Annotated in this window: 26 protein-coding genes and 1 pseudogene; 21 read left to right on the forward strand and 6 right to left on the reverse strand. The window is 54.1% G+C overall.

What is annotated here, in order from left to right; genetic code table 11:
* Positions 1–38: 38 nt before the first annotated feature.
* Entirely contained in the window at positions 39–482 is a 444-nt protein-coding gene (locus K1V27_RS18395; RefSeq protein WP_258931524.1) for a Spy/CpxP family protein refolding chaperone, read from the reverse strand.
* 422 nt (positions 483–904) lie between these two features.
* Between K1V27_RS18395 and K1V27_RS18400 the strand changes: the two genes are divergently transcribed.
* The 4 genes from K1V27_RS18400 (at position 905) to K1V27_RS18415 (ending at position 5,063) form a co-directional block, all read left to right on the forward strand.
* Entirely contained in the window at positions 905–1,351 is a 447-nt protein-coding gene (locus K1V27_RS18400) for a Spy/CpxP family protein refolding chaperone (RefSeq protein ID WP_258931525.1), read from the forward strand.
* Complete coding sequence (locus tag K1V27_RS18405) at positions 1,348–3,159, forward strand: sensor histidine kinase (protein WP_258931526.1); 1,812 nt, start codon at positions 1,348–1,350, stop codon at positions 3,157–3,159. Before K1V27_RS18400 ends, K1V27_RS18405 begins: the two co-directional genes overlap by 4 nt.
* 1 nt (position 3,160) lies before the next feature.
* On the forward strand, positions 3,161–4,531 hold the full coding sequence (locus K1V27_RS18410; protein ID WP_258931527.1) for a sigma-54-dependent transcriptional regulator: 1,371 nt from the start codon (positions 3,161–3,163) through the stop codon (positions 4,529–4,531).
* A gap of 301 nt (positions 4,532–4,832) precedes the next feature.
* On the forward strand, positions 4,833–5,063 hold the full coding sequence (locus tag K1V27_RS18415) for an SHOCT domain-containing protein (RefSeq protein WP_258931528.1): 231 nt from the start codon (positions 4,833–4,835) through the stop codon (positions 5,061–5,063).
* Positions 5,064–5,204: 141 nt separating this feature from the next.
* Here K1V27_RS18415 and K1V27_RS18420 read toward each other — a convergent pair whose 3' ends face one another.
* Positions 5,205–5,435, reverse strand: a complete 231-nt coding sequence (locus K1V27_RS18420) for a DUF2703 domain-containing protein (RefSeq protein WP_258931529.1) — start codon at positions 5,433–5,435, stop codon at positions 5,205–5,207.
* 33 nt (positions 5,436–5,468) lie between these two features.
* The gene (locus tag K1V27_RS18425; protein ID WP_258931530.1) at positions 5,469–5,798 is read right to left on the reverse strand and encodes a YnfA family protein; all 330 of its coding nucleotides are present in this window, start codon (positions 5,796–5,798) and stop codon (positions 5,469–5,471) included.
* Between the two features lie 214 nt (positions 5,799–6,012).
* Here K1V27_RS18425 and K1V27_RS18430 point away from each other — a divergent pair, with 214 nt between their 5' ends.
* The 3 genes from K1V27_RS18430 (at position 6,013) to K1V27_RS18440 (ending at position 8,689) form a co-directional block, all read left to right on the forward strand.
* Entirely contained in the window at positions 6,013–6,423 is a 411-nt protein-coding gene (locus K1V27_RS18430) for an ArsR/SmtB family transcription factor (RefSeq protein ID WP_258931531.1), read from the forward strand.
* 136 nt (positions 6,424–6,559) lie between these two features.
* A complete protein-coding gene (arsB, locus tag K1V27_RS18435; protein ID WP_309574029.1) occupies positions 6,560–7,813 on the forward strand; it encodes an ACR3 family arsenite efflux transporter in 1,254 nt (417 codons plus the stop codon).
* Between the two features lie 3 nt (positions 7,814–7,816).
* Positions 7,817–8,689, forward strand: coding sequence for a universal stress protein (locus K1V27_RS18440; protein ID WP_258931532.1), 873 nt, complete (start codon positions 7,817–7,819; stop codon positions 8,687–8,689).
* 142 nt (positions 8,690–8,831) lie between these two features.
* On the opposite strand, the gene K1V27_RS18445 is transcribed toward K1V27_RS18440, so the two are convergent.
* Positions 8,832–9,143 carry a Uma2 family endonuclease gene (locus K1V27_RS18445; protein WP_258931643.1) on the reverse strand — a complete coding sequence of 104 codons (312 nt, stop codon included), beginning with the start codon at positions 9,141–9,143 and terminating at the stop codon, positions 8,832–8,834.
* A 97-nt stretch (positions 9,144–9,240) separates the two neighbouring features.
* On the opposite strand from K1V27_RS18445, the gene K1V27_RS18450 reads away from it, so the two are divergent.
* The 5 genes from K1V27_RS18450 to K1V27_RS18470 all read left to right on the forward strand — a co-directional run bounded on the left by K1V27_RS18450 (position 9,241) and on the right by K1V27_RS18470 (position 13,135).
* Positions 9,241–9,594 (forward strand): ArsR/SmtB family transcription factor, encoded by a 354-nt coding sequence (locus tag K1V27_RS18450; protein WP_258931533.1) that lies wholly within the window; start codon positions 9,241–9,243, stop codon positions 9,592–9,594.
* Positions 9,595–10,100: 506 nt separating this feature from the next.
* On the forward strand, positions 10,101–10,472 hold the full coding sequence (locus K1V27_RS18455; RefSeq protein WP_258931534.1) for an ArsR/SmtB family transcription factor: 372 nt from the start codon (positions 10,101–10,103) through the stop codon (positions 10,470–10,472).
* A gap of 1 nt (position 10,473) precedes the next feature.
* Entirely contained in the window at positions 10,474–11,136 is a 663-nt protein-coding gene (gene arsD, locus K1V27_RS18460; RefSeq protein ID WP_258931535.1) for an arsenite efflux transporter metallochaperone ArsD, read from the forward strand.
* Entirely contained in the window at positions 11,136–12,929 is a 1,794-nt protein-coding gene (gene arsA, locus K1V27_RS18465; RefSeq protein ID WP_258931536.1) for an arsenical pump-driving ATPase, read from the forward strand. The genes arsD and arsA overlap by 1 nt, the downstream gene beginning before the upstream one ends.
* Complete coding sequence (locus tag K1V27_RS18470) at positions 12,926–13,135, forward strand: hypothetical protein (RefSeq protein ID WP_258931537.1); 210 nt, start codon at positions 12,926–12,928, stop codon at positions 13,133–13,135. Before arsA ends, K1V27_RS18470 begins: the two co-directional genes overlap by 4 nt.
* A gap of 363 nt (positions 13,136–13,498) precedes the next feature.
* Here K1V27_RS18470 and K1V27_RS18475 read toward each other — a convergent pair whose 3' ends face one another.
* Positions 13,499–15,025 (reverse strand): transposase family protein, encoded by a 1,527-nt coding sequence (locus K1V27_RS18475; RefSeq protein ID WP_258931538.1) that lies wholly within the window; start codon positions 15,023–15,025, stop codon positions 13,499–13,501.
* Entirely contained in the window at positions 15,022–15,900 is an 879-nt protein-coding gene (locus K1V27_RS18480; RefSeq protein WP_258931539.1) for a DUF4338 domain-containing protein, read from the reverse strand. The genes K1V27_RS18475 and K1V27_RS18480 overlap by 4 nt, the downstream gene beginning before the upstream one ends.
* 160 nt (positions 15,901–16,060) lie before the next feature.
* On the opposite strand from K1V27_RS18480, the pseudogene arsB (K1V27_RS18485) reads away from it, so the two are divergent.
* From arsB (K1V27_RS18485) to K1V27_RS18525, 9 genes and pseudogenes are all read left to right on the forward strand, one after another.
* Positions 16,061–17,092, forward strand: a pseudogene (gene arsB, locus K1V27_RS18485) (ACR3 family arsenite efflux transporter); the annotation flags it as partial.
* Positions 17,093–17,143: 51 nt separating this feature from the next.
* Positions 17,144–17,581, forward strand: coding sequence for a universal stress protein (locus K1V27_RS22955; protein ID WP_353740622.1), 438 nt, complete (start codon positions 17,144–17,146; stop codon positions 17,579–17,581).
* A gap of 262 nt (positions 17,582–17,843) precedes the next feature.
* Positions 17,844–18,719 (forward strand): universal stress protein, encoded by an 876-nt coding sequence (locus K1V27_RS18495; RefSeq protein WP_258931540.1) that lies wholly within the window; start codon positions 17,844–17,846, stop codon positions 18,717–18,719.
* A gap of 456 nt (positions 18,720–19,175) precedes the next feature.
* Positions 19,176–20,423: a hypothetical protein gene (locus tag K1V27_RS18500; protein ID WP_258931541.1), complete on the forward strand. Its 1,248-nt coding sequence runs from the start codon at positions 19,176–19,178 to the stop codon at positions 20,421–20,423.
* A gap of 36 nt (positions 20,424–20,459) precedes the next feature.
* Positions 20,460–20,918, forward strand: a complete 459-nt coding sequence (locus K1V27_RS18505) for a DUF169 domain-containing protein (protein WP_337833351.1) — start codon at positions 20,460–20,462, stop codon at positions 20,916–20,918.
* A gap of 28 nt (positions 20,919–20,946) precedes the next feature.
* A complete protein-coding gene (locus tag K1V27_RS18510) occupies positions 20,947–21,258 on the forward strand; it encodes an IscA/HesB family protein (protein ID WP_258931542.1) in 312 nt (103 codons plus the stop codon).
* 29 nt (positions 21,259–21,287) lie between these two features.
* Positions 21,288–22,382, forward strand: coding sequence for a 2-hydroxyacyl-CoA dehydratase subunit D (locus K1V27_RS18515; RefSeq protein ID WP_258931543.1), 1,095 nt, complete (start codon positions 21,288–21,290; stop codon positions 22,380–22,382).
* 4 nt (positions 22,383–22,386) lie between these two features.
* A complete protein-coding gene (locus K1V27_RS18520) occupies positions 22,387–24,423 on the forward strand; it encodes an acyl-CoA dehydratase activase (RefSeq protein ID WP_258931544.1) in 2,037 nt (678 codons plus the stop codon).
* Positions 24,424–24,483: 60 nt separating this feature from the next.
* Complete coding sequence (locus K1V27_RS18525) at positions 24,484–25,758, forward strand: ASKHA domain-containing protein (RefSeq protein ID WP_258931545.1); 1,275 nt, start codon at positions 24,484–24,486, stop codon at positions 25,756–25,758.

Consider the following 25,758-nt stretch of genomic DNA (forward strand, 5'->3'; position numbering starts at 1 on the left):
GGGAGGGAGGAGAGAGGTGCTCCCTGCGCGCTCCGATTTTACCAGTTGTGCATCTTCCGGCCGGGTCCACCCCATCCGCCGTGATGAGCCACAGTGGTTCCAAGTTTCTCCTGCTGTTCAGGAGTCAGCAGCTCACGGCATTCCAACTGGTATTGAGTGGTCTTTTCCTGAATCTGGTTTTGGATGGCCTGAATTTCCTTTTGCTTTGCGCTGATAAGGCTCTGCTCCGGACTGGCCTTTGCCCATAATTCTCTAAGCTCCATACGCTTGCTGAACAATTCGTCCCGCAGGGGATTGATCTCATCCTGGAAAACTTCCTGCCTGGCCTGGATCTGAGCCTTCTGCTCCTCGCTCAAATTCAGGCTGGATGCGATGTCGGAGCTCATGCCAAAGCCCGGCCCCATCCCGCACCCGCCGCGATAGGCCCACGCGTTTGAAGCGGCCAGGATCATAAATACTATGAGTATGCTCGATTTCTTCATGGTTGTGCCTCCTGTTTCAATGAGATATTGTTGATTTGCGCGTCGTCCCGTGTTTATGGCAACTGTCATGCCAGATGCCAAAAACCGTGGTTCAAAGAGAGCAAGCCGTTGAAAATACTATCTTTTGATAACTTCCTTGGTTTTGCCCGGGTGCGTTCGCTCCTCACGGGGCGGCAATAAATGTCGCGTTGCTGACGCCCACTATTTGGATAAAATGTCATAGATTCAGTGTCTTATAAATTCGACAAAGGAGAGAGCGGCATTGTCCGAGCTCGACATTTGTGTCGAAGGGCAACGCCGGCGTCTCCCCTTGTCGATGCCTAAGCCTGTGGATTTTCTACTTGCATGATTGGATGGTGCGCAGGTTGATCTGGTATAAACATTGCTTTAAGATTCCATTGCGACCAGATGAGGTGGAATCGATGAAGAGAGTAAGCATTATTGTGAGCATAACGCTTGGCTTACTGTTTTTGCCATGGGCGGCCGGCGCGCAGCCAAGGCATCAATGGCTGGGAATGTCTTCCTACATGCTTTCCGGCGGTGTTTCTCTGGAAAGGCTTGACCTCAGCAGTGAACAGCTGGCACTTGCCCATAAATTTGGGCAAGCCTATGATGAGCAAATAGCCATCCTCCAGGGCAAGCTGATGAGTAAACGGCTCGAGCTGCAATCGGTGTTTAGAAATCCTCAGGCAGACGCGGGTGTCATCCGCGCCAAAGCCCGAGAAGTCTTCGATCTCGAAAAGCAGTGCCTGAACCTCGCTATCGATTATCAGATTCAAATCAGGGGGATTCTCACCGCTGAGCAGCTGCGCAACTGGTGTACTCCAAACGAATGGTGCCTGCCACATAAGTGGAGAAAGCAGGAATGAATATTAAACCGATGGATTTCATGCGGGGCTTCAGTGTTCGAGCCAATCGCCGCTTTCTTCAACCCGTAGCTGTCGCCCTGGTCTTTCTGGTTTTTGGGGTGCTTTTTTTCACCATGGCTCAGCTAGACCTCAGGCGCCTGGAGCGCCTTCTCATGGATGCTCTCAAGAAAAAGGCACTCTACGTCGCGGAAGTCGTTGAAAAATCATCGAAAGAAAAATATCGGCGGCTCATGCGGCAGGGAGACGAGTATCGAGGTCTCTATGCCGGGCTGACCATTGACGAGGAAGGTTTTTATCTGCAGGAAGCAATGGCCAGGGCGCTGATCGATCTGGCCCGATTCGTCGACTCGCAGGACCTGGCGGGGACTGCCGTGCAACAGAGGCTGCAGGAGCTTGCCGCAGAGGAGAATTTCCAAGCCATTGTCCTGTTTGATCAAAGGGGGCTGCCGGCTCACCAGAGCAACCCGCTCCCCGCCGATCTTACAGCCCATGCTCGATCGCTCACCGAAGGGGGAAACGAGGTAGTTATTCACCTCTTCCACGGATTGAACAGAAGAGAATCCATTGGCTACGTCGGCGTTCGTAAGCATGACGGCAGGGGCGCAGTCTTTCTGGCATTGGATTCCAAAGGCCTTAAATACTGGGCGTGGAGGGTGGCGATCCAGTCGGCCATAGAAGAGCTTCAGTGGGGCAGAGGTGTGGTTTATCTCGCTGTAGAAGATGCAGGAGGCCGCATTCTTGCGCGTTCGGGGAGCATTCCCGAAGAAAAGGTGGAAGAGTGCCTGCTGGTGGCCGGGGCGGCGAGAGACCCGGCTAGTCCGGTAGGCCAATGCGTCCGGGTGGGCGATATGAAGTTTCTCGAGTTATCTTACCCTTTCCAGCTTGAAGGAAACGCCGCGGGTACCACCCGAGTCGGCATTGAAACCCAGGAAACCGACCGGCTGCTGGCGGAGAACCGTCGACACATCTGGCTATGGACCGGATTGATGGTGATGATCGGCCTGCTTGCCATGGGACTCCTCTATCAGAGCCAGAACCGCCACGTAGCAAAGTTCCAGGCCATGCAGGAGCGATTGCATCAGGCCGAAAGGCTTTCTTCCCTTGGCATGCTCGGGGCCGGAGTGGCCCATGAAATCCGCAACCCACTTAACTCCATCAGCATGGCGGCCCAGAGAATCCAGAGCGACTATGCTCCCAACGAGCCGGGCAAAAAAGAAGCCTTTAATCGCATCACCCACATCGTACGTTATGAAATCAAACGGCTCAATGGTATCATTGAAGACTTTCTCGGCCTTTCTCGAAGCAGCCGCATGGATTTGCGGCCGCAGTCGCTGATCGATCTTCTTGAGAGAATCGTTTTTCTTGCTCGGGAGGAAGCACAGCCAAAAAATATTCAAATACAAAAGCAGTGGTCCAACCATGTGCCCTTGATTTTCATGGATGCCCGCAAAATGGAGCAGGCAATCCTGAACATTGTGAAAAACGCGATGGAATCCATCGCGGATGAAGGTTGCGTCTGCGTGGGCGTATCTTGCAAGAAACGAGTGAAGAATTGGGTAATTGTCGAAATAAGAGACACCGGTATGGGTATTCCTGAAGACAGCGAGCAGCGAATTTTTGATCCTTTTTATACAACCAAAGACAATGGCGTCGGGCTCGGCCTGGCCATTGCCCGCGAGATCATACTGGCTCACGAGGGAGAGATTCGAGTAAAGAGCGAGCAGGGCCGAGGAACGGCCGTGCAGGTTCTGCTGCCGGCGGGACGCGAGAAGCGAGAAGCTGGAAGCTGGAAACGAGAAGAGGAGTAAGTTGAACACCCTAGATATCCTGATAGTCGAAGATGAACCCTTTCAGCGGGAGATGCTGAGCGATTTCCTGAACAGGGAAGGCCATCGCATCACGGAAGCCGGAAACGGTGAAGAAGCGTTGCGTGTGCTCACCTCGAGTTCGTTTGACTTGGTACTGCTTGATTTCAGAATGCCAGGGATGAACGGCCTGGAGGTGCTGCAGGAAGTAAAGCGGGTGAACCCGGAAATCGACGTCATGATCATCACCGCTTTCGGCACCATCGAAACGGCTGTTTCCGCCATGAAGGCAGGGGCCAGGGATTACATCACCAAGCCGGTCGATCTGGATGAGCTTTCTATAGTGATCAACCGAACGGCAGATCATCGTAGGCTCATAAAAGAAAATCAGATCCTCCGGCAGGAAATGAAGGCAAGAGGAGTAACAGCCGATGCGATTCGCTACAAGAGCCGGAAAATGGCCGAGCTGATCAATCTTGCCGGGCGTATCGCATCCAGCCAGGCAACCGTTCTCATCCAGGGGGAAACCGGCACGGGTAAAGAGCTTTTTGCCCGTCTGATCCATAGTCTGAGTCCGCGGGCCGAACACCCCCTCATTACGGTTAACTGTGCAGCCATTCCTGAGACGCTCATCGAAAGCGAGCTGTTCGGGCACGAAAAGGGAGCCTTCACAGGAGCTATGCAGCGCAGGATCGGCCGCTGCGAGCAGGCTGACGGAGGGACCCTTTTTCTCGATGAGATCGGCGAACTGAGCCTGCCTGTGCAGGTTAAGCTGCTGCGCTTTCTGCAGGAGCGCGAGCTTCAAAGGGTCGGCGGCGAGAGGACGTTCAAGGCGGATGTGCGCATCATCAGCGCCACCCACCAGGACCTTGCTGCCAGGGTCAAGGAAGGCACCTTCCGCGAAGATTTGTTCTACCGCATCAACGTTGTTACCATTAAAATCCCCCCGCTTCGGGAGCGCCGCGAAGACATTCCCCTGCTCATCGACCATTTCGTCGGGCGCTTCGCCCGGGAAAACAGCAGGAAGATCGACGGAGTAAGCCGGGAAGCGCGGGACCTGCTTATAAGGTACGATTACCCCGGAAATGTACGAGAGCTCGAAAATATTATCGAGCGCGCCGTAGTGATCTCCCGGGGCTCGCTGCTGGGCCTGGAGGATTTGCCTTTTCAGGAAGCCCTATGCACGGACGACGCGATCACGATCGGCCAACAGGCGCGGGAAGCGTCGCTGCAGCAGGCCATCGAGTCCCTCGAGCGGCAGCTGATTGGCGAGGCACTGGAAAGGGCCGCTTTCAACCAGACGCAGGCGGCCAAGCTGCTGGGGCTCAGCGAGCGAATGCTTCGCTATAAGCTGAAAAAGTATGGCCTAAAGTGATTACTTTTATCTGCGATGTCGCACGGGAATTGATATGAGCAGCCAGATAACAAGGAACCGGGAAACAGGCTGCGGGCTGCAGGCTGCGGATCTGACATTCCCGCTCCCTGTTCCTGCGGTCTGACGGCTGTAACCCGAAAACGCTTCTTCTTACCAAAGGGATCAACAATTTATGAAACAAGGCAGGACCTGTTCACTACCATTCGTTCTCATGGGCGTTCTCTCATTGTTCTTCATCTTGAGGAGTCAGGCCCTTGCACAAGGATGGCTTTGTCCTTTCTGGGGACCAGGTGTGGGCGGAATGGGAAGTTTCTTTGGCTGGTTTGGAAGCATCTTTACCATGGTCTTCTGGATCCTGATTCTTGTTGGGCTTTTGCGCCTGATTCAATGGCTTGGGAATCAGGGCAAAATGTCCGGACGGCAGACACTGGCATCGGCCTCCGAGACTCCCATCGACATTCTTAAGAAGCGCTATGCCAGAGGTGATCTCGCTAAAGAACAATACGAAGCTATGAAGCGTGATCTGGAATGAACCGCGCCCTACGAGAATAGATCGAAAAGTCCTGTTTAACGGTCAATTTCATTGTGCTTCGCGGCTTTCAGCAATGGCCCGGCGAACGAGTGCTGCCGGCGGAACCTTGGAAAGCTGACCAGCTTCTCCCGGGTAGGTGCGTCAACCCAAGCCGTAGTTCAAGGATTTGTCCGCCTCGGGTTCTATGTCCCGACCATTGATTCGAACCGTGGGCGAGCCCGGAAACTTCAGCGCTATCGCCTTTACCGCCGTATCGACGACAATCACTCGAGGGCGAACTTCGGGTGCAAGTTCATCGAGAATTTTCTGCAACAACTCCTCCGTGTCCTGCCTGGCAGGGCAACCGGGGGCAACCAAAAGCTCCACCAGCATTGTTTCTCCTTCCCTATTTTCTCGGCATCTTGGTTAGACTCGCGGCCAGTACATGATCACTGCTACGCCAACCAAGGCAATACAGCCGCCGATGATATCGAAACGGTCGGGATCGATACCGTCCACTTTCCAGCCCCACAGGATGGAAAGCACAACGAAAACCCCTCCGTAGGCGGCATACACCCGGCCGAAATGCGCCGGCTGTAAAGTCGGAATGATACCGTAGAGCACCAGCACAAGCGCCCCTGCGAGGCCGTGAGCGAGAGGCTTTCCTTCCCGCAGCCACAGCCACACCAGATAGCCGCCGCCGATCTCGCAGAGCCCGGCCAACAAAAAATAGCCAATGGACTTCAGTGTCTCCATTAATTCCACTGCATAACCCCCACTGCGTCAAAGATTAATTTATCTTATTACTTATGACTTGCAGGGGTAACCTTGTCAACGGTGTGAGTGTGATTCGCTGCCGAGCTGTTGTGCACGGAAAAATTGGGTTGACAAAGCGGGAGTGCAATATTATAGTTCGCCACATAACGAAATAACTCGACCGGAACCTAAATGCGGAAAGGTGGTGCAACCAATGAAAACATCGGCGGCTCACTTGCAGTCAACACAGTTGACGTTAAGAAACCTGTTGCAGATCACCAAGGCGCTCTCGGACGAGCAACGGGTGCGCACCCTGATGCTTCTCGAAGAGGGCGAGCTGTGCGTCTGCCAGCTGATTGAATTGCTTGGACTGGCGCCCTCGACGGTTTCCAAACATCTGTCGATTCTGCGTACCGCAGGTCTGATTGACTGCCGGAAGGACGGTCGGTGGGCCTATTATCGGTTGGCCGATGGGAACGAGGCGGAGGGTTGCAAACCCGCAGTGGAATGGCTGAGGCAGTCCCTGGCAGAAGACAGGGTAATTCAAAATGACCGGGCAAAACGGGCCGAGGTGCTCGATTCCGATCTGGAAGAGCTCTGCCAGCGGCAGCGGAAGGCTTGTTGATGGAGCGGTGAGCTGTGAACAGTGAGCTGTGAGCGGAAAAAGAGCGACTTTTATGGTTTCTTGCGACCTGCCTCGTCCTTGGGGCTATTTGATGTTCTCTTGATGCATTTTAGTCGATTGAAGGGAGGAGAAATGAATGAAAGCTAAACAGGACGCTGAAGCAAAACAACTGAATGTGTTCGAGAAGTATCTGACTTTGTGGGTGGCGCTTTGCATCATCGGCGGCATTGTATTGGGCAAGCTGGCTCCGGGCTTGGCCAGGCGCCTGGATGCCATGGCCATCTATGTGGGTGATGCACCGGTGGTCTCCATCCCCATTGCTATCGCCCTCTTTTTCATGATGTATCCCATCATGGTGAAGATCGATTTCGCCGAAGTGATCCGCGCCGGCCGAACCCCGAAACCGGTGCTGCTAACCCTGATTGTCAACTGGGGGATCAAGCCGTTCACTATGTTCGGCTTCGCCATGCTGTTTGTCGGCTACCTGTTTCGGGACCTGCTGCCCGGCGTGGACATTTTAAAGGACGGGAGCCAAGTGCCGCTGTATCGCTCCTACATTTCGGGGATGATCCTTTTGGGCATCGCCCCGTGCACCGCCATGGTGCTCATGTGGGGCTACCTGGCTCGAGGCAACCAGGGCCTGACGCTCGTCATGGTGGCCATCAACTCCCTCACCATGCTGGTTCTCTACGGCGTGTTGGGCAAGCTTTTGCTGGGGCTCAACGAAATGCCGGTGCCCTGGGAGGCGCTGTTGCTTTCCATATCCATCTACGTGGCGCTGCCGTTGATTGCGGGCTATTATTCGCGCAAATGGGTCATCAAGGCGAAAGGAGAGGTGTGGTTTGCCACCAAATTCCTTCATGTGTTGACGCCGGTCTCCGTCATCGCACTGCTGGCCACCCTGGTGCTCCTGTTCAGTTTCAAGGGCGAAACCATCATTGAAAATCCCCTAACCATCCTCTGGATCGCAATACCTCTGACTATCCAGACTTTCACCATTTTTTTCATCACCTATTTTGCCGCCAAGGCCCTCAAATTGACCTATGAGGATGCAGCTCCATCGGCCATGATCGGCGCTTCCAACCATTTTGAAGTGGCCATCGCAACTGCCACTATGCTGTTTGGGCTTTCGTCAGGAGCTGCCCTTGCCACTGTGGTGGGGGTACTCATCGAAGTTCCGGTGATGCTTTTTCTGGTGAAAATTTGCCTGAAGACCCAGCACTGGTTTGAGGACCGCCTCAAGGGCATGAGCCTGAGGGAGGCAGTCGTGTATTTGATGGATGAGGTGGCTTCTCTTCGCGGGGAAGTGAAACGTCTCGAGCAAGGCTCACCGGCGCCGCCGCAAGGAGCGCAGGAGCAAACTGTCAGGCGACTTGGAAAAGGAGTGTAAACCATGCTGAAACGAATGCTGATTGCTACGGATTTGTCGGAGGCTTCCGCCAAGGTGCTTGGCTGCGTGGACTTTCTCTATGGTCTGGGCATGAGAGAAGCGGTGCTGCTCTATTGTGTGAACGTGCGGGATGTGGGCTTTATAACCGATGATTTGCGCGAAAGTCTGCACGAGCCGCTTGAAGAGCAAATGAAGGTATTGGAGGCACGGGGCCTGCAAACGACCAGCGAAATCGTTTTGGGACTGCCCCACCGAGAAATCCTCCGAATTGCCGATGAAAAGGACTGCGACCTGATTGTGGTGGGCTCCCACGGGCGCAGCTTGATGGGCTCCGTGCTGCTCGGCAGTGTGGCCTCCAGTGTGGTGCAAAGCGCGCGCAAGCCGGTTATGGTGGTGCGCTTGAAAATCGTTGAGCAGGAAGGCTGCAAAGGCTGTGAAATGGCGTGCGAAAATCTTGCCCATCATGTTTTGTATCCTACCGATTTTTCCGACAACGCCGAGCGCGCCTTCGATTATGTCACAAAAATGGTCGAAAGCGGCTGCAAACGGGTCACTCTGCTGCACGTGCAGGACAAGGCTAATATTGAAAGACACCTGCGGGACCGGCTCGACGAGTTCAACCGGATCGACCGGGCTCGCCTGGAGCGACTTGAGGAAATTGTTAAAGGAAAAGGCGCCACCGAAGTCTCCATCCTGATACCGTACGGATCTCCCATCAAGGAGGTGTTGAAATGCGCCCGCCAAAACGACGTCTCCTTGGTGGTGATGGGGAGTCAAGGGCGTGGCTTTATGGAAGAAGTGTTTGTGGGCAGTGTGGCCAATAACGTCACCCGCTTGGCCCCTGTGCCGGTCATGTTGATTCCGGCCCTGCGCTAATGAGAAATTGAGAAATATGCACCGGAGTGCGCGCCTAAGTAATCGGCACCGCTCCGTTTTGGCGGGGTGTAAACGGGGGAATGAAACTATTGAAGTTTCAGAGAGAGGGAAGGGCCTATTCCCGGGGTGCTTCCCTCTGCTTTTACTGTTCCGTCTGCAGCCAGAGGTTGGAAAGATCCAGCTCAGTCTGTTGGAACGGTTCCGCCCTCACCTTCTCCTTTTCGGAAAAGACGCTCAGCAGCAGCCAGTGGCCGGATTGAAGCTTGAAAACTTCCAATGTCATCTGCAACGGATCAATCAACCACATGTGCGGTAGGTCATGACGGGCAAAGAGCCGCATCTCCTTGACGCGGTCAGTGCGCGCTGTGCCGGGGGAAAGAATCTCACAAACCCAGTCGGGGGGCTGCCGAGATCCAGTTGTGGTCCTCCGCTTCTCCGCTTGAGGAAGCCAAATAGTTTTCTACCATGCCCAATGATCTTTGGAAAAACCGCTTGACGCAAACAGGACGAATGTCTATACTTCGCTAAGTGGCGAATTATAGGAGATGACGATGCGCGACATTATGGCCATAACCAAAGCCCTGGCGGACCAAAACCGAGTGAGCATTTTGCTTGCCTTGCAAAGCTGCGAGCTGTGCGTCTGTCAGATTATCGCGTTGCTGAATCTGGCGCCTTCCACGGTTTCCAAGCATCTGTCCATCCTCAGGCAGGCGCGCCTTGTGGAGGATCGCAAGGAGGGGCGCTGGGTCCACTACCGGCTGGCCGGGGAAGCTGCTCCTCCGGAGGTGCGCGCAGCTCTGGCATGGGTTTGCACTTCCCTTGCCGACTCCGACACGGTGCAGGAGCACAGACGGCGGTTGGAAAAGATTGTTGCTGTCGACCCGAGCAAACTCTGTAGCGAGTAACGCTGCCGCTGAGTTGAAGAAGGCATTTTGCCGGCGCATGCACCTGCCAACTTCCAGTGTAACTTCTCAATAAGTGTGGGCAGACACCCAGACTGAAAGCTCATGATTCCAGTGTCGTATGAAAGTCTTTTAGTCATACCCGCGCATACCTTCGCCGTGCCGAAGCGAGCATCAGAGCTGTAGTTCTAAAGGCTTCGGCCACGCAGGCGGGCGCCCGCACGGCGGGTTCCCGGCAGCAGCATGCGGGAATGACGGACCGGCAACTTGAACTTACATATATCCACGAGGCCTGAAGATCGAGTACGAAACTTCAGTATAAGGATACGTTCAAATTATATGATTAGTTAATTAACTAAATATAAGACTGTGTGAGCATGGCCCGTCCCTACGCGGCCGGTGGCCTTTTACACCCGGAAGAAATACAATAAAAAAACGCTTGACGGGGCGGGAGAATGTGGTTAATCTCATTTCGTTATTTAGCTAAATATACAATTGTGAGGGTGCCAATGGAAAAGACACTCACCATCACCAAATCCCTGGCCGATGGCAACCGGATGCGGGTGATCGCCGCTTTGATGGAAAAAGAGGAGCTTTGCGTGTGTCAAATTGTCGAAATGCTTCGCCTGGCGACTGCGACCGTATCCCGCCACATGAGCATCCTGCAAAATGCTCGCCTTGTGCAGAGTCGCAAAGACGGAAAGTGGGTTTACTATCGCCTTGCCGAACCGTTCCCTGAGACGCTGCGCATTTGGCTGTTCGAATCGTTATCCGGTTCGCCGGAAATTCAGGCGGATCGGGTTCTTCTGGAATCGATTCTTGAGTGTATTCCCGCGGATCTGTGTCGGCGGCAGAAAAAAAGGAAAGGATGTGCTTGCTGAAATGAAAGAGAAGAGAATGAACGAACCCGTAAAGGAATTGGTGGCTATCGGCGCTTCTGTCGGCGCTCACTGCCAGCCGTGTCTTGAATACCACATTCAGGCTGCGATTGAGCTGGGCGTGACGGCAGATGACATCCGCCAGGCTGTGGAAGTCGGCCACATGGTGGAAAAGGGAGCCATGGCCGCCATGAAGAAATTCAGTGCTGCGGCTGTGGAGGAAATTCTGTCTGCTGCGCGGTTTTCGAAAAAACAGCCCGAGGCTGTTGCCGAAGAAAGCTCGGGCGAAAAAGTCCTGAAAATATATGATCCCGCCATGTGCTGTTCTTCGGGCGTCTGCGGACCGAATGTTGACCCGGCTCTCGCCCAGTTTGCCGGAACGTTGAAGTTTATTAGCGCTCAACCTGGCGTCCGCGTCGAACGATACAATCTCGGACAGCAACCCCAGGCCTTCGTTGCAAACGAGGAAGTCAAATCGATGCTCGGCAATGGCGGAGAAAAGAAGCTCCCCTTTATCTTCGTCAATGATCAATTGTGGCTTGAGGGTCGTTATCCGTCCAGGGATGAATTGCTTCAGGCGTTGAAAATCAATAGCGTACCGGTTCTGTTCCGAATCGCAACAACCCTTGAGAACGCGCCATGCTGCGGTGACGGAGGATGCTGCTGATGAAATCTTTTCTGAACAAAGCGTCACGATATTTATTCTTCACAGGTAAAGGCGGCGTGGGCAAAACTTCCATGGCCTGCGCCACTGCTCTGGGCCTTGCACAGCGAGGCAAACGGGTTCTGCTGATCAGCACGGACCCCGCCTCGAACCTGGATGAAGTCCTGGAGACATTGTTGTCTTCCAGCCCCACTGCCGTGCAAAACGTTCCAGGTCTGTTCGCCCTGAACATCGACCCCATTGATGCGGCCGCCGAATACCGCGAGCGCATGGTTGGGCCGTATCGCGGTGTATTGCCCGACGCGGCTGTCACCCAGATGGAAGAGCAGCTTTCCGGGGCATGCACGGTTGAGATCGCCGGGTTCAACGAGTTTTCCAAGCTGCTTGGCGATGACTCCGCCATGCGGGACTATGATCAGATCGTATTGGACACCGCCCCTACCGGGCATACCCTGCGCCTGTTGAATCTGCCTTCGGCCTGGAATGATTTTATCGCCTCCAACCAGACCGGCAGCTCTTGCCTTGGGCCGATTGCCGGGTTGAAGGAACAGAAACTTATGTTCGAGCAGGTGGTCGCTGCCTTGAAAGATCCGTCCAGGACCTTGCTGGTTCTGGTTTCCCGAGCTGAAGCCATGTCATTTTATGAGGCGCATCGTGCCAGCAATGAACTGGGCGAGCTGGGCCTGATGAATCAACACCTGATTATCAATGGGGTGTTCACCCCTGTCTCCGACGACCCGATTGCTGCAGCCTTTGCCGAAAAGTCAGCCATGGCCATAGCCTCCATGCCCGAAGAACTGAAGCATCTGCCGACAACCCGGGTGCCATTTCGTCCTGCGGGGGTCATGGGTGTGGCGGCATTGCAAAGCGTGTACCAGGCTCAACCCGATGATCCGGCCCCGGAAAGAGTTGCTCATCTGCAGTCCGAGGCGGACGCCGTGTTGCGCAGAATCTCGGGCTGGCCGGACTTTCTGGGGGACTTGGAAGAACAAGGCACAGGGGTCATTATGACCATGGGCAAAGGGGGTGTCGGCAAAACCACCATGGCCGCCGCGATCGCCGCCGAACTGGCGCAACGGGGTCATGCGGTTGTGTTGTCAACCACCGACCCGGCGGCCCATGTCGCGCAAGCCATCGGAAAAGATCTGCCGAATCTTACCGTTGAGCGGATCGATCCGAAAGTGGAAACCGACCGTTATGTGGCAACCGTGCTGGAAAAGAATCGGAGCAAGCTTTCCGCCGATGACATGGCCCTCCTGGAAGAGGAGATGCGTTCGCCCTGCATTGAAGAGATTGCCGTATTTCAGGCTTTTGCCCACACGGTTGCCAAAGGCGAGAAGGGTTTTGTGGTCCTCGACACCGCCCCCACTGGACATACCCTCCTGCTGCTGGATGCGACCCAATCTTATCACCGGGAGGTGGCCAAATCGGTCGATGAGCTGCCTGAAGCAGTCAAAACCCTTTTACCGCGAGTCCGAGACCCGAAATTCACCAAGGTCCTGATTGTGGCTTTGCCCGAAGCCACGCCGACGCACGAGGCGTCAGCCTTGCAGGAGGATTTGCGCCGGGCCGGAATCGAACCCTACGGCTGGATCGTTAACCGCTGTTTTGCCTTCTCCGGCACCGGGGATCCGGCGCTTTGCGCCAAGGGCGTGGATGAGCTTTACTACCTGAACGAAATCCTCGATCGCCATGCTCAAAGAGTGGTCGTTTCTCCGTGGGTTCCCCAAGAACTGAACGGGGCGGAGAATCTGAGGCATTTGCACACTACGGTGGAGGAGGGAGAAGCGGCATGATACGACCAAAGATAGAGAAAACGGACAATTCGGATTCTCAAGCGATCCCCACCTCTGTGCCGCAAAGTAATGATAATTTTCCTCTCCTTTGCGGTCCCGGGTGTGCTTGTGGCAAGGCGACCAAAACCAGCAAATTGAAAATCGTGATCATGCTGGTCGTCCTGGCGGCGGTTGCGATCGCTTTGATTTACAGAAGAACAATATGACTGCAATTGAAGATTTTTCCCTCTCCTTCTTTGCAAGAGGGAGGGGGAAAATTTACCGAAAACACTGACGAATCAAAGGCGGCAGTGACCATTTTCCGAAGCAAGGAGATTAGATACAATGAAACGAAGCAAGACGCAAGGAATCAGCTTCTTTGACATTGCTGACGCACGACTTACAAGCGCAAGTTCCGAGCGTTGGTTTGCGGGGAAATCCAAGCCTGTCTGAGCAGAGTGCGGGTGCTGGCCGTGAAAAAAATCAAGATTCGCACGCGGCCAGGACCTTAGATTTCCGACTTTGTCTTCAAGTGGACATAGTTTGTCCCTCTTTCTCCCTGAGCGAGAGGGTTTCAGCCTTGATCTGCGCTACATTAACCGAAGCTGTAACGGTGCGGCGAGGCGCTCCTTGATCCACGCATGGTCAAGCCAGGGGCCGGCTAGGGTTTGGCGAACGAAGGAGATCAGTCCTCTAATTCCTGTGTCTTTGATGATTTTCCTGAGCTTTTCCGAGTATTGGGCCATGATGTTGAACATATGACCCAGCTGCATCAAGTAATGATACCCCTTCATGGCATTCCAGTCGTAGGCAAAACAGTGTTCGTACTGGTAGCCGTGATGTTTTTCCACCAGAAAACCTGTCTCTATGGTCCATCGGGAGCGTGCGCCCAAATTGCAGCGTTCATGCAGGTTCCACCGGTCCAGAGGCTCGCTGGATATCCAAAGATGCCGACTGCTTCTTGAGACCTCCCGCGTGCCCCCTTTTTCGATTTCCCGCCAGGTCTCCAGGCATTCGACCACGTGGACGGTCTCGGTCTTCTTTTCGTTCGGACCAAAGCAGTGCTCTATATGGTTGGCCCATCTGAAATTCTGCCTTCTGTTACCCCATGTGCGCGTATACCGATTGTTGGGCTCGAGCGCGCTTATGGCTTCAAACTCTCCCTGCACGGTCGGTAAGCTCTTATCCTGCAAAACGATCATGTATCCCCATTTGTATTTACGGCACAGCTCCATCACAGGACCCTTGGCGTACAGGCCATCCAGAAACACCATGATCCGCAGAGCAGGAAATGCCTCCTTGAGGCGCGCAGCCAACCGATAAAACGCTTTGAGCTCACAATCCTGTTTGCTCTTGCTGGAGTCACCTGCCGTATAACTCAGAAACTCGCTCATCAAAGGAATGCTCATCCCGTTACGGAATGCCAGGCTGGCCTGCAAAACGTAAACATAATACTGCGTGTGCGGGGTCTCGCCCTTATCAAAAGTTCGCTGCAAACACTCTTCTTCCCAGAGCCAATCGCGACTCAATTTCTGGGTACCATCCACTGCAATAGGATAACTGTTCTCTATCAAGTACCGGCGAAACTTCTTCTTTCTGATCCATTGCCGGATCAAATCTATATGCGTGCTCTCGATCTGTTCTATGTCAATGTGCCATAAGAGCCGTTTCAGGGTGTCATGATGGGGCACATCCTCAAGTTCCGGAAAAACCCTTTTCAAATTCTCCCAAAACATCGGGCGGCTCATTTCCCTGGTGGCCTCCCGAGAGGAGCTCATCTGCAGTACAAATACCAATATCCCGTAGATTAGAAGCACTGTATGCTTGTGCTTGGTCTTTTTGGCATTTCTCGGGTCCGGAATTTTCGACAATCGCCTCAGCAGCACCGGTAACTTCGCTCGAAACACCTTCAATTGCTCCCAGATCGCCTCGTTGCGAACAACACGCTCCTCTTCCACGTCCTTGTATGCGCACTTGCGATTGGAGATCGTTGCATGCGATGAGCCGTTCAATCCTTTTCTTTGCAGCTCCTCGCGTAACGCCTTCTGAGCCTTCTTTCTCTCCTTCCTTTGCGCTTTGATTTGTTCCCGATCAGGACGTCGGCTGGCCTTGCTCATGCCGCTGTCCTGTCCGGCAATGAACAAAGCACTCCACGGAAGTCCTCGCAAAGCGGCAATACGAAAATCTTTTTGGGCCTCGTCGTGTAGCACTTGCCCTTGCGAACCAGCCCATCTCCCGTCGTCATCCCCAGATAGCGCCAGTTGGCCGCCCGGTAACAGGTCCCCTCATAGAAGCGAGGATCAACGAAAGTCTCCAGCAATACCGGCCGGTAATTCCACTGCTCCTGCCAATCTTTCTCAATACGCCTTGCCGCTTGCCCCAGTACATGGCTGGCCAGGTTTTTCACCCGCACCCAGGGAAAGATCACAAAACGAGTATTGTTCACTACCCAGCCCAAACGGTGCAATCGCTCGGTTGTACTCCAACCAATCCACCGATCCCGCTCCCGCAATGCCTTCGCTGCTCCCGAGAATAACAAACAGCCCAACTTCCCTGCTTCACTCTCCACAAAATAGCGCAGGTAACAACCAAAGGACTTCTTGTAACCCAAATAGTGATAGCGACTTACAAATTCATTCCACAGACCTGCAGCCTGCCGATCCCTCACCAACTCCAATCGGACCCCGCCGATCCGCCCGACTTCACCTTTTATGGGCGGCTGTGGATTGCTCCTCCGACTCCGCCTTGGCTCTTCCAATTGCCCGGGCACGGACGTTCGCTTGGCGGGCAGCTCTAAATCTCCCCGTGCCTCCAACTTCTGCAGTAACTTAAGGCACGCATCCAACTTGGGACTTCCCGAGGCACTATACCATTCCAAGTGCTCACAGATCGTAAGCGCCAGCTCCTTGCGGCTCAGTTGCCCGCATGCCTCTACCGTATCGCAGATCCCCTCCATTTCCTCACGGCTGATTCGCCGACCGCACTGGATCACCGCTTCTCCTCCTTTACAGTGTAGTTTCGGGATTCTTCGTCAGCTCACACTGACTCTCCACTACACTATCAAAGAAGCCGAAGGCTGTCTACTCCTATTTTGCGACAAAATTTATTTGCCTCTCCCAGTGGGACCTTGTTGCACGCAGATTTGTTCGCTTATGCGTCAGCACTGCTTCTTTGAGCGGAACCTGACGCTGTGGGTCATTCTGTGCATGGTCGCGGGGGTTTTGATCGGAAAATTTCTCCCCGCCATCCCGGTGGAGTTGGCCAAATTTGAATACGCGAAAGTTTCCATCCCCATTGCGGTTTTGATCTGGCTCATGATCTATCCCATGATGATGAAGGTTGATTTTGCCAGCATTAAGAATGTCCGTAAAAACCCGACAGGACTTTATGTCACCTGGGTCGTTAACTGGCTGATTAAACCCTTTACCATGTTCGGTATCGCCTCGTTTTTTTTCTATGTGGTATTTAAATCACTGATTCCGCCTGAATTGGCGAAAGATTATCTTGCCGGCGCCGTTCTTTTGGGGGCCGCGCCATGCACCGCCATGGTCTTTGTCTGGAGTCATTTAACCAGGGGAAATCCTGCCTACACGGTGGTGCAGGTGGCAACCAATGACCTGATTATCCTCATTGCCTTTACGCCGATAGTGGCGTTGTTGCTGGGTGTGGGCGGTGTCAGCATTCCCTGGAACACATTGCTTTTATCGGTTTTCCTTTTTGTGGTTATTCCGCTGGCCGGCGGCATATTGACCCGGAACCTGGTGATTAAAAATAGAGGGGAGGAATATTTCAACAAATCCTTTATCCCCAAATTCAATAACATCACCATCGGCGGATTGTTATTGACGCTCGTCCTTATTTTTTCATTCCAGGGTGATATTATTCTCGGGAACCCCTTGCATATCGTTCTGATTGCAGTCCCCCTGGTTATTCAAACATTTCTTATTTTCTTTATTGCCTATCTGACCTCTAAAAAACTTAAATTATCGCATGACGTTGCTGCGCCTGCGGGGATGATCGGCGCTTCCAATTTTTTCGAACTGTCGGTTGCCGTTGCCATCACTTTGTTCGGAGCCTCTTCGCCTGCGGTCTTGGCAACCATTGTCGGGGTTTTGGTCGAAGTTCCGGTCATGCTCGCTCTGGTGAAAATCGCCAACCGCACGACCTCATGGTTTCCTGATCAAGAAAGCGTCAAGAGGCAAAGGGAAGTCAGGCAAGTTGCTGAATGCGAGCCGGTGGCCCGGAGCGGCTTCGGCGATCATGTTCTGTTCGCCACCGATTTCTCGGAGATGGCCGATAACGCATTCACCTGTATCGAACAACTGGCGGCCCACGGCGCGCGGAAGGTCACCCTGGTTCACGTCCAGGATAAAACCAAGCTGGAGCAACACCTCATGGGACGGCTGGAAGAATTCAACGATCAGGATCGGAACCGTCTCGAAAACCTGAGAGAGGCCCTTCTCAAGAAAGGCGCCTCTCAGGTCAAGACCGAAGTCTGCTACGGCGTGCCCTTCCAGGAGATCACCCGCCTGATCCGGGAGCGCAACGTGCAGCTTGTGGTCATGGGGATGCAGGGTCGGGGCTTCGCCGGAGAGTTTTTTTTGGGCAGTGTCGCTCAGAATGTAGCGCGCCATTCGATAGCGCCGGTATTGCTGGTTCCGGGCAGTCGATAAAGGGGCAGCGGGGAACCCCAGGAGCTTTAAGGTGATTTCCAGCAAAGAATACCCCGCAGAGCTGGACGACTCTCACAAACTTGAGGCTTTACTCCTGGCTGATGGGTATCATCCCTGCGGGCCTTGGCGTCGCGGATTTCGCAACCAGAATCGAATGTAAACCCGGACGGATTCAATACCATGCTTGTTCTGGTCAAAACCGCCAACCGAACAACGTCCGGCTTTGTTGATCAACAAAATATAAAAACGAAAGGAAAACAATATGTTTGATCGTTTTATTGTAGCAACAGATCTTTCCCCTGCGTCCTTTGCCGTAGTGGGTTGCCTTGGTGGATTGAAAGCCTACGGTGCGGCCCAATGCCTGCTTCTCCAATGCTTGAGTTTTAGTGATGCGGCTTCGACGGCCTTGTCTTACAACACCGAGCCGCTCAAGGAGATGCTTGAGCAACAAGAAGATATTTTGGCAAAATATGGACTTACGGTTGAAACCAGAACTGTTGTGGGAATTCCCAAGCAGGAGATTATCCGGATCGCGGCCGAGGAAAATTACTCCCTGATTGTAGTCGGAGCGCAAGGTCGCTCCCTGGTCAAGGAGAAGCTTTTGGGCGGAGTCGCCTATGGTGTCATTACCAAATCGGTGAAGCCGGTGCTGGTGGTGCCGGTCGAAAAGAAACAGGGGGAAGACAATGCATGCGCGCCGGTATCCCGTTGCAGCTTCAGTGACCACGTTCTGTTTGCCACTGATTTCTCGCTGATGGCCGATAATGCTTTCACCTATGTCGAGAAGTTGGTGGCTTACGGCGCGCGGAAGGTCACACTGGTTCATGTCCAGGACAAGACCAAGCTGGAAAAACACCTTAAGGCGCGGCTGGAGGAATTCAATCAACAGGACCTGGGCCGCCTCGAGAACCTGAAGCAGTCCCTCCTGAAGAAAGGCGCCCCTCAGATCGATATCGAACTCTGCTATGGCGTGCCCTTCCAGGAGATTGCCCGCCTGATCCTGGAGCGTAATGCGCAACTGGTGGTCATGGGAACCCAGGGACGCGGCTTCATCGGGGAGTTCTTTTTGGGCAGCGTCAGTCACAATGTAGCACGCCATTCGGTCGCCCCGGTATTGTTGATTCCGGGCCTTCGATAGAGATAACGGGAGAATCCCCAGGAGTTTCAATGGTGTGCCTCATTGCCCGGCAGTTTAGACATTCAGCGTGCATTTCAAAGCAGGATTCTTGGTGAGATGCGAAGCGCTGCAACATGATATTTGTGACGGAACATTGTTTTGGAGCAACGCTTGACCATGATGCGGGAAAAGTATGTCCCATCTGGGATAGTGTTGCCATGTTTTTTCCCTTCAATTTTTGGAAAGGTAACCCGATCATGAACACGAAAGCAATCAAGCGGCTAGCCAAGCAACACGGTATTGATACACTTCGGAAAGCAAATCCTGAACTGATTCAAGCAATCCAGCGAGCAGAGGGTAATTTTGACTGTTTCGGGTCTGCTCATGGGTATTGCGATCAATTGGAATGCCTATTCAGGAACATGTGTTTGAGCAAATCTGGTAAGTAGTCATTCCGCGAGAATAAACGGAGAGAAAATGTATCTTGCCGCCATGACCCATCGCGACGAGCTCTTCGACCTGGCCCTGCGCTGGCTGAACGATGACCTTGCCCCGACCGACGGCCGAGCGATCACCCGGATATTTCTATACGAAAGCGCCGTCTCGGCGGTCGTTGTCAATCGGGTGATCGCTTTTCTGAGCCGGCTGTTCAAAGGGCCGTTGCGGCTGGAAAGAATCCGGCAAAAACAGGCGTTGCGCCGGCGGTTGATTCAGTATCTGCCCCGACCTGGGGAGCGGAGCCGGCAACTGATTCACCAGTTTGAAAAGGACCCGGAGTATTTTTTCCCCCGCCTGCCCATCGACGCTTTGCTGGTCACTTCAGTGGATTCGCAACTGGCGGCCATCGGCCGAATCAAGCGGCTTTCCCGTATGGCCGAAAAGGTATCCTTCCGGCTGGTGGAAACCCTTTTCCGCGAAATCCAGGCTGAGGCCCGGCGCATTGCCGACAGAAGGGCCGCTGCCACCGGGTTGCTGCTGACCGATTTGGTCAGTTCCGAAAAAGAGATGCAAGACGATTTTACCGCGGCCGAAGCGGTGGTGGTCGGCCGTTTTCGCAGCCAGAACGTGCTAATTTCCCGCGCAGCATTGACCATCAATGATCTGCTCGGCTTCAAAATTATCGGCGCACCGGAGTTGCTCGAACAGGTACCGGCGTTGTTGGATCAAGCGGCCGGGATCACCGTTTTGGAAAGCGAGAAACACACCGGCGCTTACAATGCCGTAAACATGCTGGTGGAAATCGAACTGCCGGCTCCGGGTGAACTGGCCGCGCACCTGGAGCAATTTGATTGGTCCATCGCCCGGCAGCGCGGGCTGGATCCAGCAGCGGCAAAACAGGGATTCATGGATTATCTGGCCCAGGGCGCCGACGCGGTGCGCATGGAAATCATTCTAAGCACCTATAATGAGCTCATGGAATCCGAATTCGGTCGTTCGCTGCACGAGCTTCGAATTCTGCGGCTGCGGCACCGGCAGACGTATTGCGGGCCTCTCAAACAAAACGCCGGGTATCTGATTGAATATCTGCTCGCATTGGCATCCTCACCGACGGTCTCTATTTCGGAAATACCCATCAAAATGTATGGACGGTATCTCCCCGAAGCCATCGCAACCTTGAAATGCGCACTGCACGGCAATGATATCGATGGCGGCCTACTCAGCACATTCTGCCTGCAACAAGACTGTCTGGGGCAATTCTGTTCGCCTGGAAGCGTGTTGCGCTGACCGGCACAAAAGATCTTTGGGAGGAAGAGGTATGAGATATCCAAGACAATCCGGGAGAAACTTGAACAGGCCGATGTCGCGCCGGATGTCGTCGTGGTCGAAGATGAGGTGGAAAAACTCATGTGGAACGCCCTGGTTGATTTGCATATGCGCAATGGGGGCCGGGTGAACAGCTCCACGGCGATTTTGCAGGCGACCTACGCGGGTGCCACCGTGACACCCTTCCTGGAAAAAAGGCTGAATCTCGGTTACGGCTGCTACGGCTGCCGTGATGCGGCGGACATCCGTTCATCGGAGACGGTTCTCGGGTTTCCCGCTTCGGCTTTGTCCGGCATTGTGGCCCATCGGGAATATCTGGGAGAAAAGGCAATTGCCAATTCCCGGTCTAAAAAAGCTGATGCCATGCTGAATAAAAGCCAAGACGGCGAGCGTGAGCAAGCGAAGGCGGATTGTTCCGCAATTGAGGGCGAGGGAGTTGTAAAATCGGATAATTGAGAATCAGAAATAGAAAACAGGAGGAGACATGTTAACAGTCACAAAAAAAGCAAGTGAAATGATTAAAGATGCCCTGAAAAATCAAACGGAGCCGCTGGTTATCAGGATTTTCATGCAGAATGGGTGCTGTGGTTCTTCGCTACGCATGGCGATGGGCGAACTGAAAAAAAGTGACGTCACATTCACGGATCAAGGAATTCAGTACGTCATTGAGAAGGATTTGTTCGAAGAAATAAAACCCGTCAAGGTTGACTTCGTAGACGCTCCCGGCGGATCAGGTTTCCGGCTGACATCGAACCTGCATAACAGGACGGGTGCCGGAGGAGGTTGCTGTGGCTGAAAGCTTAGCAATGAAAAAGAGGTTATAGGATGACTCGCTTTCGATTTGAAACCTGTCAGGCGGGACCGGACTCGCGGCGCATCGGCTGGGTATGTTCCTACACGCCGGAGGAGCTGATCATGGCGGCGGGCTTCGTGCCTCATCGAATCGAGAGCGGCGAAGCGAATGCGGAGGGCGCCGATGCGTTTCTTCCCGCCAATCTATGCCCCTATGTCCGCGGGTTGCTCGGGGCCGCATTGAGCGGCCGCTGTGATGGACTCCACGGTGTGGTCCTTGTCGCCTCATGCGACGCAATGCGCCGCCTCGCCGATATATGGACGATCTACGTCGGTGCCCGCTTCATCCATCGGCTTGACGTGCCGCGGCGGAGCGACAATCTCGCCGAGGTCTTTTTCGCCGAGCAGTTGCGTGTGTTGCGGTCCGCACTCGAACGGGAGGCAGGCCGCGCCATTGAAAACGATGACATCGCGCGGACCATTGAAACGACCAACGAGACGCGGAGACTGATATCGCGCATTTCCCTGTTGCGGGCTGATGCCTTCTCTCCGCTTTCCGGAAGCGAGTTTGCCGTTATCGCACGCTGTGCCGCGGAATCGGACAAGGAGCGCTTCAATGCCGAAGCGAAACGGTTCCTGAGCGCTTTCGGCGAGAGGGCGGAAAAACAGTCCGAGCGGCCGAGGATTCTGCTCTGCGGTTCTATCGTCAACGGATGTGCCTTGCAGAAGCTTATCGAAGACGCCGGCGGTGCCGTTGTTGCGGATGATCTGTGCACCGGGCTTCGTCACTACGACGGGTTGGTGGATGCCTCGCCGGACCCGCTGAGGGGGATCGCCAGGCGGTATCTGAGGCGAGCGGGATGCGCCAGGATGAAGGGCGCCGAAGCGCGCATCCGTCGCCTGCTGGGACTGGCAAAGGAACACGGAGCAGCAGGCGTTGTCTATCACACGCTGAAATTCTGCGACCTGGTGCAGGCTGACCTTCCGCGACTGCGCGAGGCATTGCGGCAGGAGGGAATTCCTCTTCTGCACGTTGATCGGGATGGAGCGTCCGCCGCCGGCGGGCAGTTGACGACGCGCGTCGAAGCTTTTGTTGAACTCCTCGATAAGGGAGGCAGGCAGGATTAACGGAATGAAACCAATCGTGATGCGCACCCTTACAAGACTGCTTATACACGGATACCTCTGGCGCAAGCGCTGGGCGGCGCGAAAAGATATGCCGGTTGCCGCCCGGATCGACTGCCGGACGGCCCGGATGCTCCTTGACATTTACCGGCCGAGCAAACTGACGGTGCTTTCGGGATTTCTCGTTCCCGCGGAACTGTTGCATTTGTATGGAGCGGTGCCCATGTTCATCGAGCATCTGGCGGCGATGATGGCGGCTGCCGGTTATGCGGGAAGAGCGCTGGGACATGCCGAATCCGCCGGCTTCAGCCGGGACGGGTGCTCATTCCACCGGGCAACGCTCGGCGCTTGGCTGGGTGGATATCTCCCAAGTTTCAAACTTGTGGCGGCCACGTCGCACCTTTGTGATCTGCAGAACCAAACCCTGGAAGAACTAGCCGTGCGTATGGGCGTTCCCTACGTCCTGCTGGATGTGCCTCAGGAGCACTCTCCGACCGCGGTCGAGTACTTGGCCGGGCAGCTCGCGGAGATCGAGGAGACCCTGGTGGCTCTAAGCGGGAAACGGGCGGAACCGGGGGATTGGGACCACATTTTCTCCCTGAGCAACGAGACCAGGGAGCTGATGATCCGGGTCAACGAATTGCGCCGCAGGCTCCCGAGCCCGCTTTACGGTCGGGAAGCCTTCACGCTGGCTCTCGAAGCGCTGCTGCTGATGGGCACGCCCTTCCTTCGAGACTGCTACCGCGACTTGGTCACAGAGATCCGAAAGAGTTGCGGAAAAGAGGGTGACAACGGCGAGCGATCCGAGCGCTATCGGATCATTTGGCTGCTCGCCTATCCCTATTTCGAGGGGAACTTTATCGACCGTCTTGAGAATGAGCTCGGGGTGCATGCCGTCGCCGAGGAGCTGGGGCACGTCTACTGGTCCCCTTTGGATGCCAGCAGGCCCCACCACAGCCTGGCGGTAAAGATGCTGCAGAATCCGAATCTCGGGCCGGTGACTAACCGGATTGCTCTCATCGAGGGCATGGTGCGGGAATACGAGGCGGATGGCGTGCTGCAGTTCTCGCAATGGGGCTGCCGGCAGGGGTGCGGAGGCGTAAGACCGATTGCCGACGCTCTGCAGCGGCTCGACGTGCCCTTTCTGGACCTTGACGGCGACTGCGTCGACAGTCGAAATTATTCCGAAGGCCAAACCCGCACACGGCTCGATGGCTTCGTCGAAGTAATGGAGAAGCGCAGAGGGAAAAGCGGCAGAGTGATATCCAAGGATGGTTTGTTTTTGGGTATTGACATCGGGTCCCTGTCGGGCAAGGCGGTGGTCATCGATTCGGCCGGGCGAATCCTGTTTCGAAAGGTGATCCTGACCGGGGCCAGTAGCCGCCGCGCCGCCGCAAAGTTGAAGGAGATGGTTTTCGATGGGAACGGTTTCGAACGGAGGATCCAAACCTGTGTTGCAACCGGATATGGACGCAAAGCGGTAGATTTTGCCGATGAGCAGGTCACGGAAATCACCTGCCATGCTCGGGGGATGGCCCACCTGGTGCGTGGAGTGGGCACGATCATCGATATCGGGGGGCAGGACACCAAGGCCATCGCTCTTGACGGAGAGGGAGCGGTGCAGCGCTTCGCCATGAATGATAAGTGCGCCGCCGGGACGGGCCGCTTTCTGGAAATGATGACGCGCGCGCTCGAAATCGATATCGAGGATATGGGCCGGCGGGCGCTTCAGGCTAAACGGTCGGCAAGCATATCCTCGCTGTGCACGGTCTTTGCCGAGAGCGAAGTGATATCGCTCATTGCCGAAGGGCGGCCCGTAGAAGAGATATGTCGCGGCATCTGCGAGAGCATTGCGGTTCGCACGGTGTCCATGTTGGGGCGGGTCGGCAGGCATGGGAAAATCGCCATGAGCGGCGGGGTGGCCAAAAACGTCGGGGTTGTCAAAGCCCTTGAGCGGGCGCTGGGAGCGCGGCTGGAAATCCCGCCCGAGCCGCAGGTCGTCGGCGCCATCGGGGCCGCACTGATTGCACGTGAACGCCTATAACAAGCAGCCTGTAAAACAAATTAAAAGCACAAATAAAACGATTTTGCGGAGGGAGTCCTGATGCCAAGACATAATCCTGTAATTAAAAAGAGATATTTAGAGATTCCCGCACCTTCTTTAAGCGATACACTTGGTGACTATCAGAGGCTTTTGAGGGAGATTGAGAGGGAAACACGGTACAAAGAGGTTGAGGTTGATCTATCATTACTTGAAGGTATGGGGAGGATACTGAGAGATAGTGATTGGAAGGTAACCGTGACATTTTCTGAAATAGACAGTCAGGTGCGATTGGTCAACTTAGAAAAGGGCAACACAGAGAAGGCATTGTACGCACTATCCTGTGATATAGGAACAACCACGCTGGTGATGAATTTGATAGACCTTAACAGCGGTAAAACAATAGAGTCAAGGACGAGCAACAACCCGCAGCGGGTCCATGGTGCAGATGTAACCTCCAGGATGATTTATTGTAAAAAAGAGAATGGATTAAGGGTGCTTAACGAACTCCTTATAGGCGAGTTAAATTTAATGATTGAACAATCATGTAAATTGCATGAAATCAGACAAAATGAAATTAGCGGGTTAATATGTGCGGGAAATACAATAATGGCCCATATATTTTTGCGACTTGACCCGACAACGATCCGCATAGAGCCCTATGTGCCTCTAACCACTCTCTATCCATCGACTTTAGCAGCAAGCTTAGGGATTAAAATAAATCCACATGGTGTTATCAAATTTCTTCCTTGCGTGAGTGGGTATATAGGCAGTGATATTACCGCTGGAATATTATCTACAGGGCTGAATGAATCCGACAATCCAATACTGCTTATCGACATAGGAACAAATGGAGAGACCGTATTGGGAAATAGGGACTGGATGGTTGCCTGTTCTGGCTCAGCAGGCTCAGCATTTGAAGGATGCGGCCTGGAGTTCGGGATGAATGCCGCATCCGGCGCCATAGAAGGAGTAACCTTAAGGGAAGATGGAGAGTTGAGATATAAAACCATACATAATGAGTCTCCAATGGGTATCTGTGGTTCAGGATTAATTGATCTTCTGGCACAAATGCTTAAACGAAACATGATTGATAGACGAGGAAGGATAAACGCCGGTTTCAAAAGTCCCAGAATCAAAGAAACAGATGCTGGTTTAGAGTTTATCATTGCTTTTAGTGATGAGACGCAAATAAGTAAAGATATTACTTTAACACAGGCTGACATAGACAATCTTATAAGGGATAAGGCCGCCCTCTATGCCGGCTCTACAATACTACTGAAAAGTATGCAAATGGAATTGGGTGCGGCTCTTTTGGAACGGTGCCGCACTTACTGA

Source organism: Desulfoferrobacter suflitae, from assembly GCF_022603395.1.
In the GTDB taxonomy this organism is placed as follows: domain Bacteria; phylum Desulfobacterota; class Syntrophobacteria; order Syntrophobacterales; family Syntrophobacteraceae; genus Desulfoferrobacter; species Desulfoferrobacter suflitae.

What these genes read in the sequence shown, in the direction of transcription:
- K1V27_RS18430 (WP_258931531.1), top strand. Translation starts at nt 6,013, where the DNA reads ATGAAAACATCGGCGGCTCACTTGCAGTCAACACAGTTGACGTTAAGA.
- K1V27_RS18470 (WP_258931537.1), top strand. Translation starts at nt 12,926, where the DNA reads ATGATACGACCAAAGATAGAGAAAACGGACAATTCGGATTCTCAAGCG.
- K1V27_RS18420 (WP_258931529.1), bottom strand. Translation starts at nt 5,435, where the DNA reads ATGCTGGTGGAGCTTTTGGTTGCCCCCGGTTGCCCTGCCAGGCAGGAC.
- K1V27_RS18395 (WP_258931524.1), bottom strand. Translation starts at nt 482, where the DNA reads ATGAAGAAATCGAGCATACTCATAGTATTTATGATCCTGGCCGCTTCA.
- K1V27_RS18525 (WP_258931545.1), top strand. Translation starts at nt 24,484, where the DNA reads ATGCCAAGACATAATCCTGTAATTAAAAAGAGATATTTAGAGATTCCC.
- K1V27_RS18500 (WP_258931541.1), top strand. Translation starts at nt 19,176, where the DNA reads ATGTATCTTGCCGCCATGACCCATCGCGACGAGCTCTTCGACCTGGCC.
- K1V27_RS18450 (WP_258931533.1), top strand. Translation starts at nt 9,241, where the DNA reads ATGCGCGACATTATGGCCATAACCAAAGCCCTGGCGGACCAAAACCGA.
- arsD (WP_258931535.1), top strand. Translation starts at nt 10,474, where the DNA reads ATGAAAGAGAAGAGAATGAACGAACCCGTAAAGGAATTGGTGGCTATC.
- K1V27_RS18405 (WP_258931526.1), top strand. Translation starts at nt 1,348, where the DNA reads ATGAATATTAAACCGATGGATTTCATGCGGGGCTTCAGTGTTCGAGCC.
- K1V27_RS18455 (WP_258931534.1), top strand. Translation starts at nt 10,101, where the DNA reads ATGGAAAAGACACTCACCATCACCAAATCCCTGGCCGATGGCAACCGG.
- K1V27_RS18425 (WP_258931530.1), bottom strand. Translation starts at nt 5,798, where the DNA reads ATGGAGACACTGAAGTCCATTGGCTATTTTTTGTTGGCCGGGCTCTGC.
- K1V27_RS18400 (WP_258931525.1), top strand. Translation starts at nt 905, where the DNA reads ATGAAGAGAGTAAGCATTATTGTGAGCATAACGCTTGGCTTACTGTTT.
- K1V27_RS18415 (WP_258931528.1), top strand. Translation starts at nt 4,833, where the DNA reads ATGGGAAGTTTCTTTGGCTGGTTTGGAAGCATCTTTACCATGGTCTTC.
- K1V27_RS18520 (WP_258931544.1), top strand. Translation starts at nt 22,387, where the DNA reads ATGAAACCAATCGTGATGCGCACCCTTACAAGACTGCTTATACACGGA.
- K1V27_RS18440 (WP_258931532.1), top strand. Translation starts at nt 7,817, where the DNA reads ATGCTGAAACGAATGCTGATTGCTACGGATTTGTCGGAGGCTTCCGCC.
- K1V27_RS18515 (WP_258931543.1), top strand. Translation starts at nt 21,288, where the DNA reads ATGACTCGCTTTCGATTTGAAACCTGTCAGGCGGGACCGGACTCGCGG.
- K1V27_RS18495 (WP_258931540.1), top strand. Translation starts at nt 17,844, where the DNA reads ATGTTTGATCGTTTTATTGTAGCAACAGATCTTTCCCCTGCGTCCTTT.
- K1V27_RS18510 (WP_258931542.1), top strand. Translation starts at nt 20,947, where the DNA reads ATGTTAACAGTCACAAAAAAAGCAAGTGAAATGATTAAAGATGCCCTG.
- arsB (WP_309574029.1), top strand. Translation starts at nt 6,560, where the DNA reads ATGAAAGCTAAACAGGACGCTGAAGCAAAACAACTGAATGTGTTCGAG.
- arsA (WP_258931536.1), top strand. Translation starts at nt 11,136, where the DNA reads ATGAAATCTTTTCTGAACAAAGCGTCACGATATTTATTCTTCACAGGT.
- K1V27_RS18475 (WP_258931538.1), bottom strand. Translation starts at nt 15,025, where the DNA reads ATGAGCAAGGCCAGCCGACGTCCTGATCGGGAACAAATCAAAGCGCAA.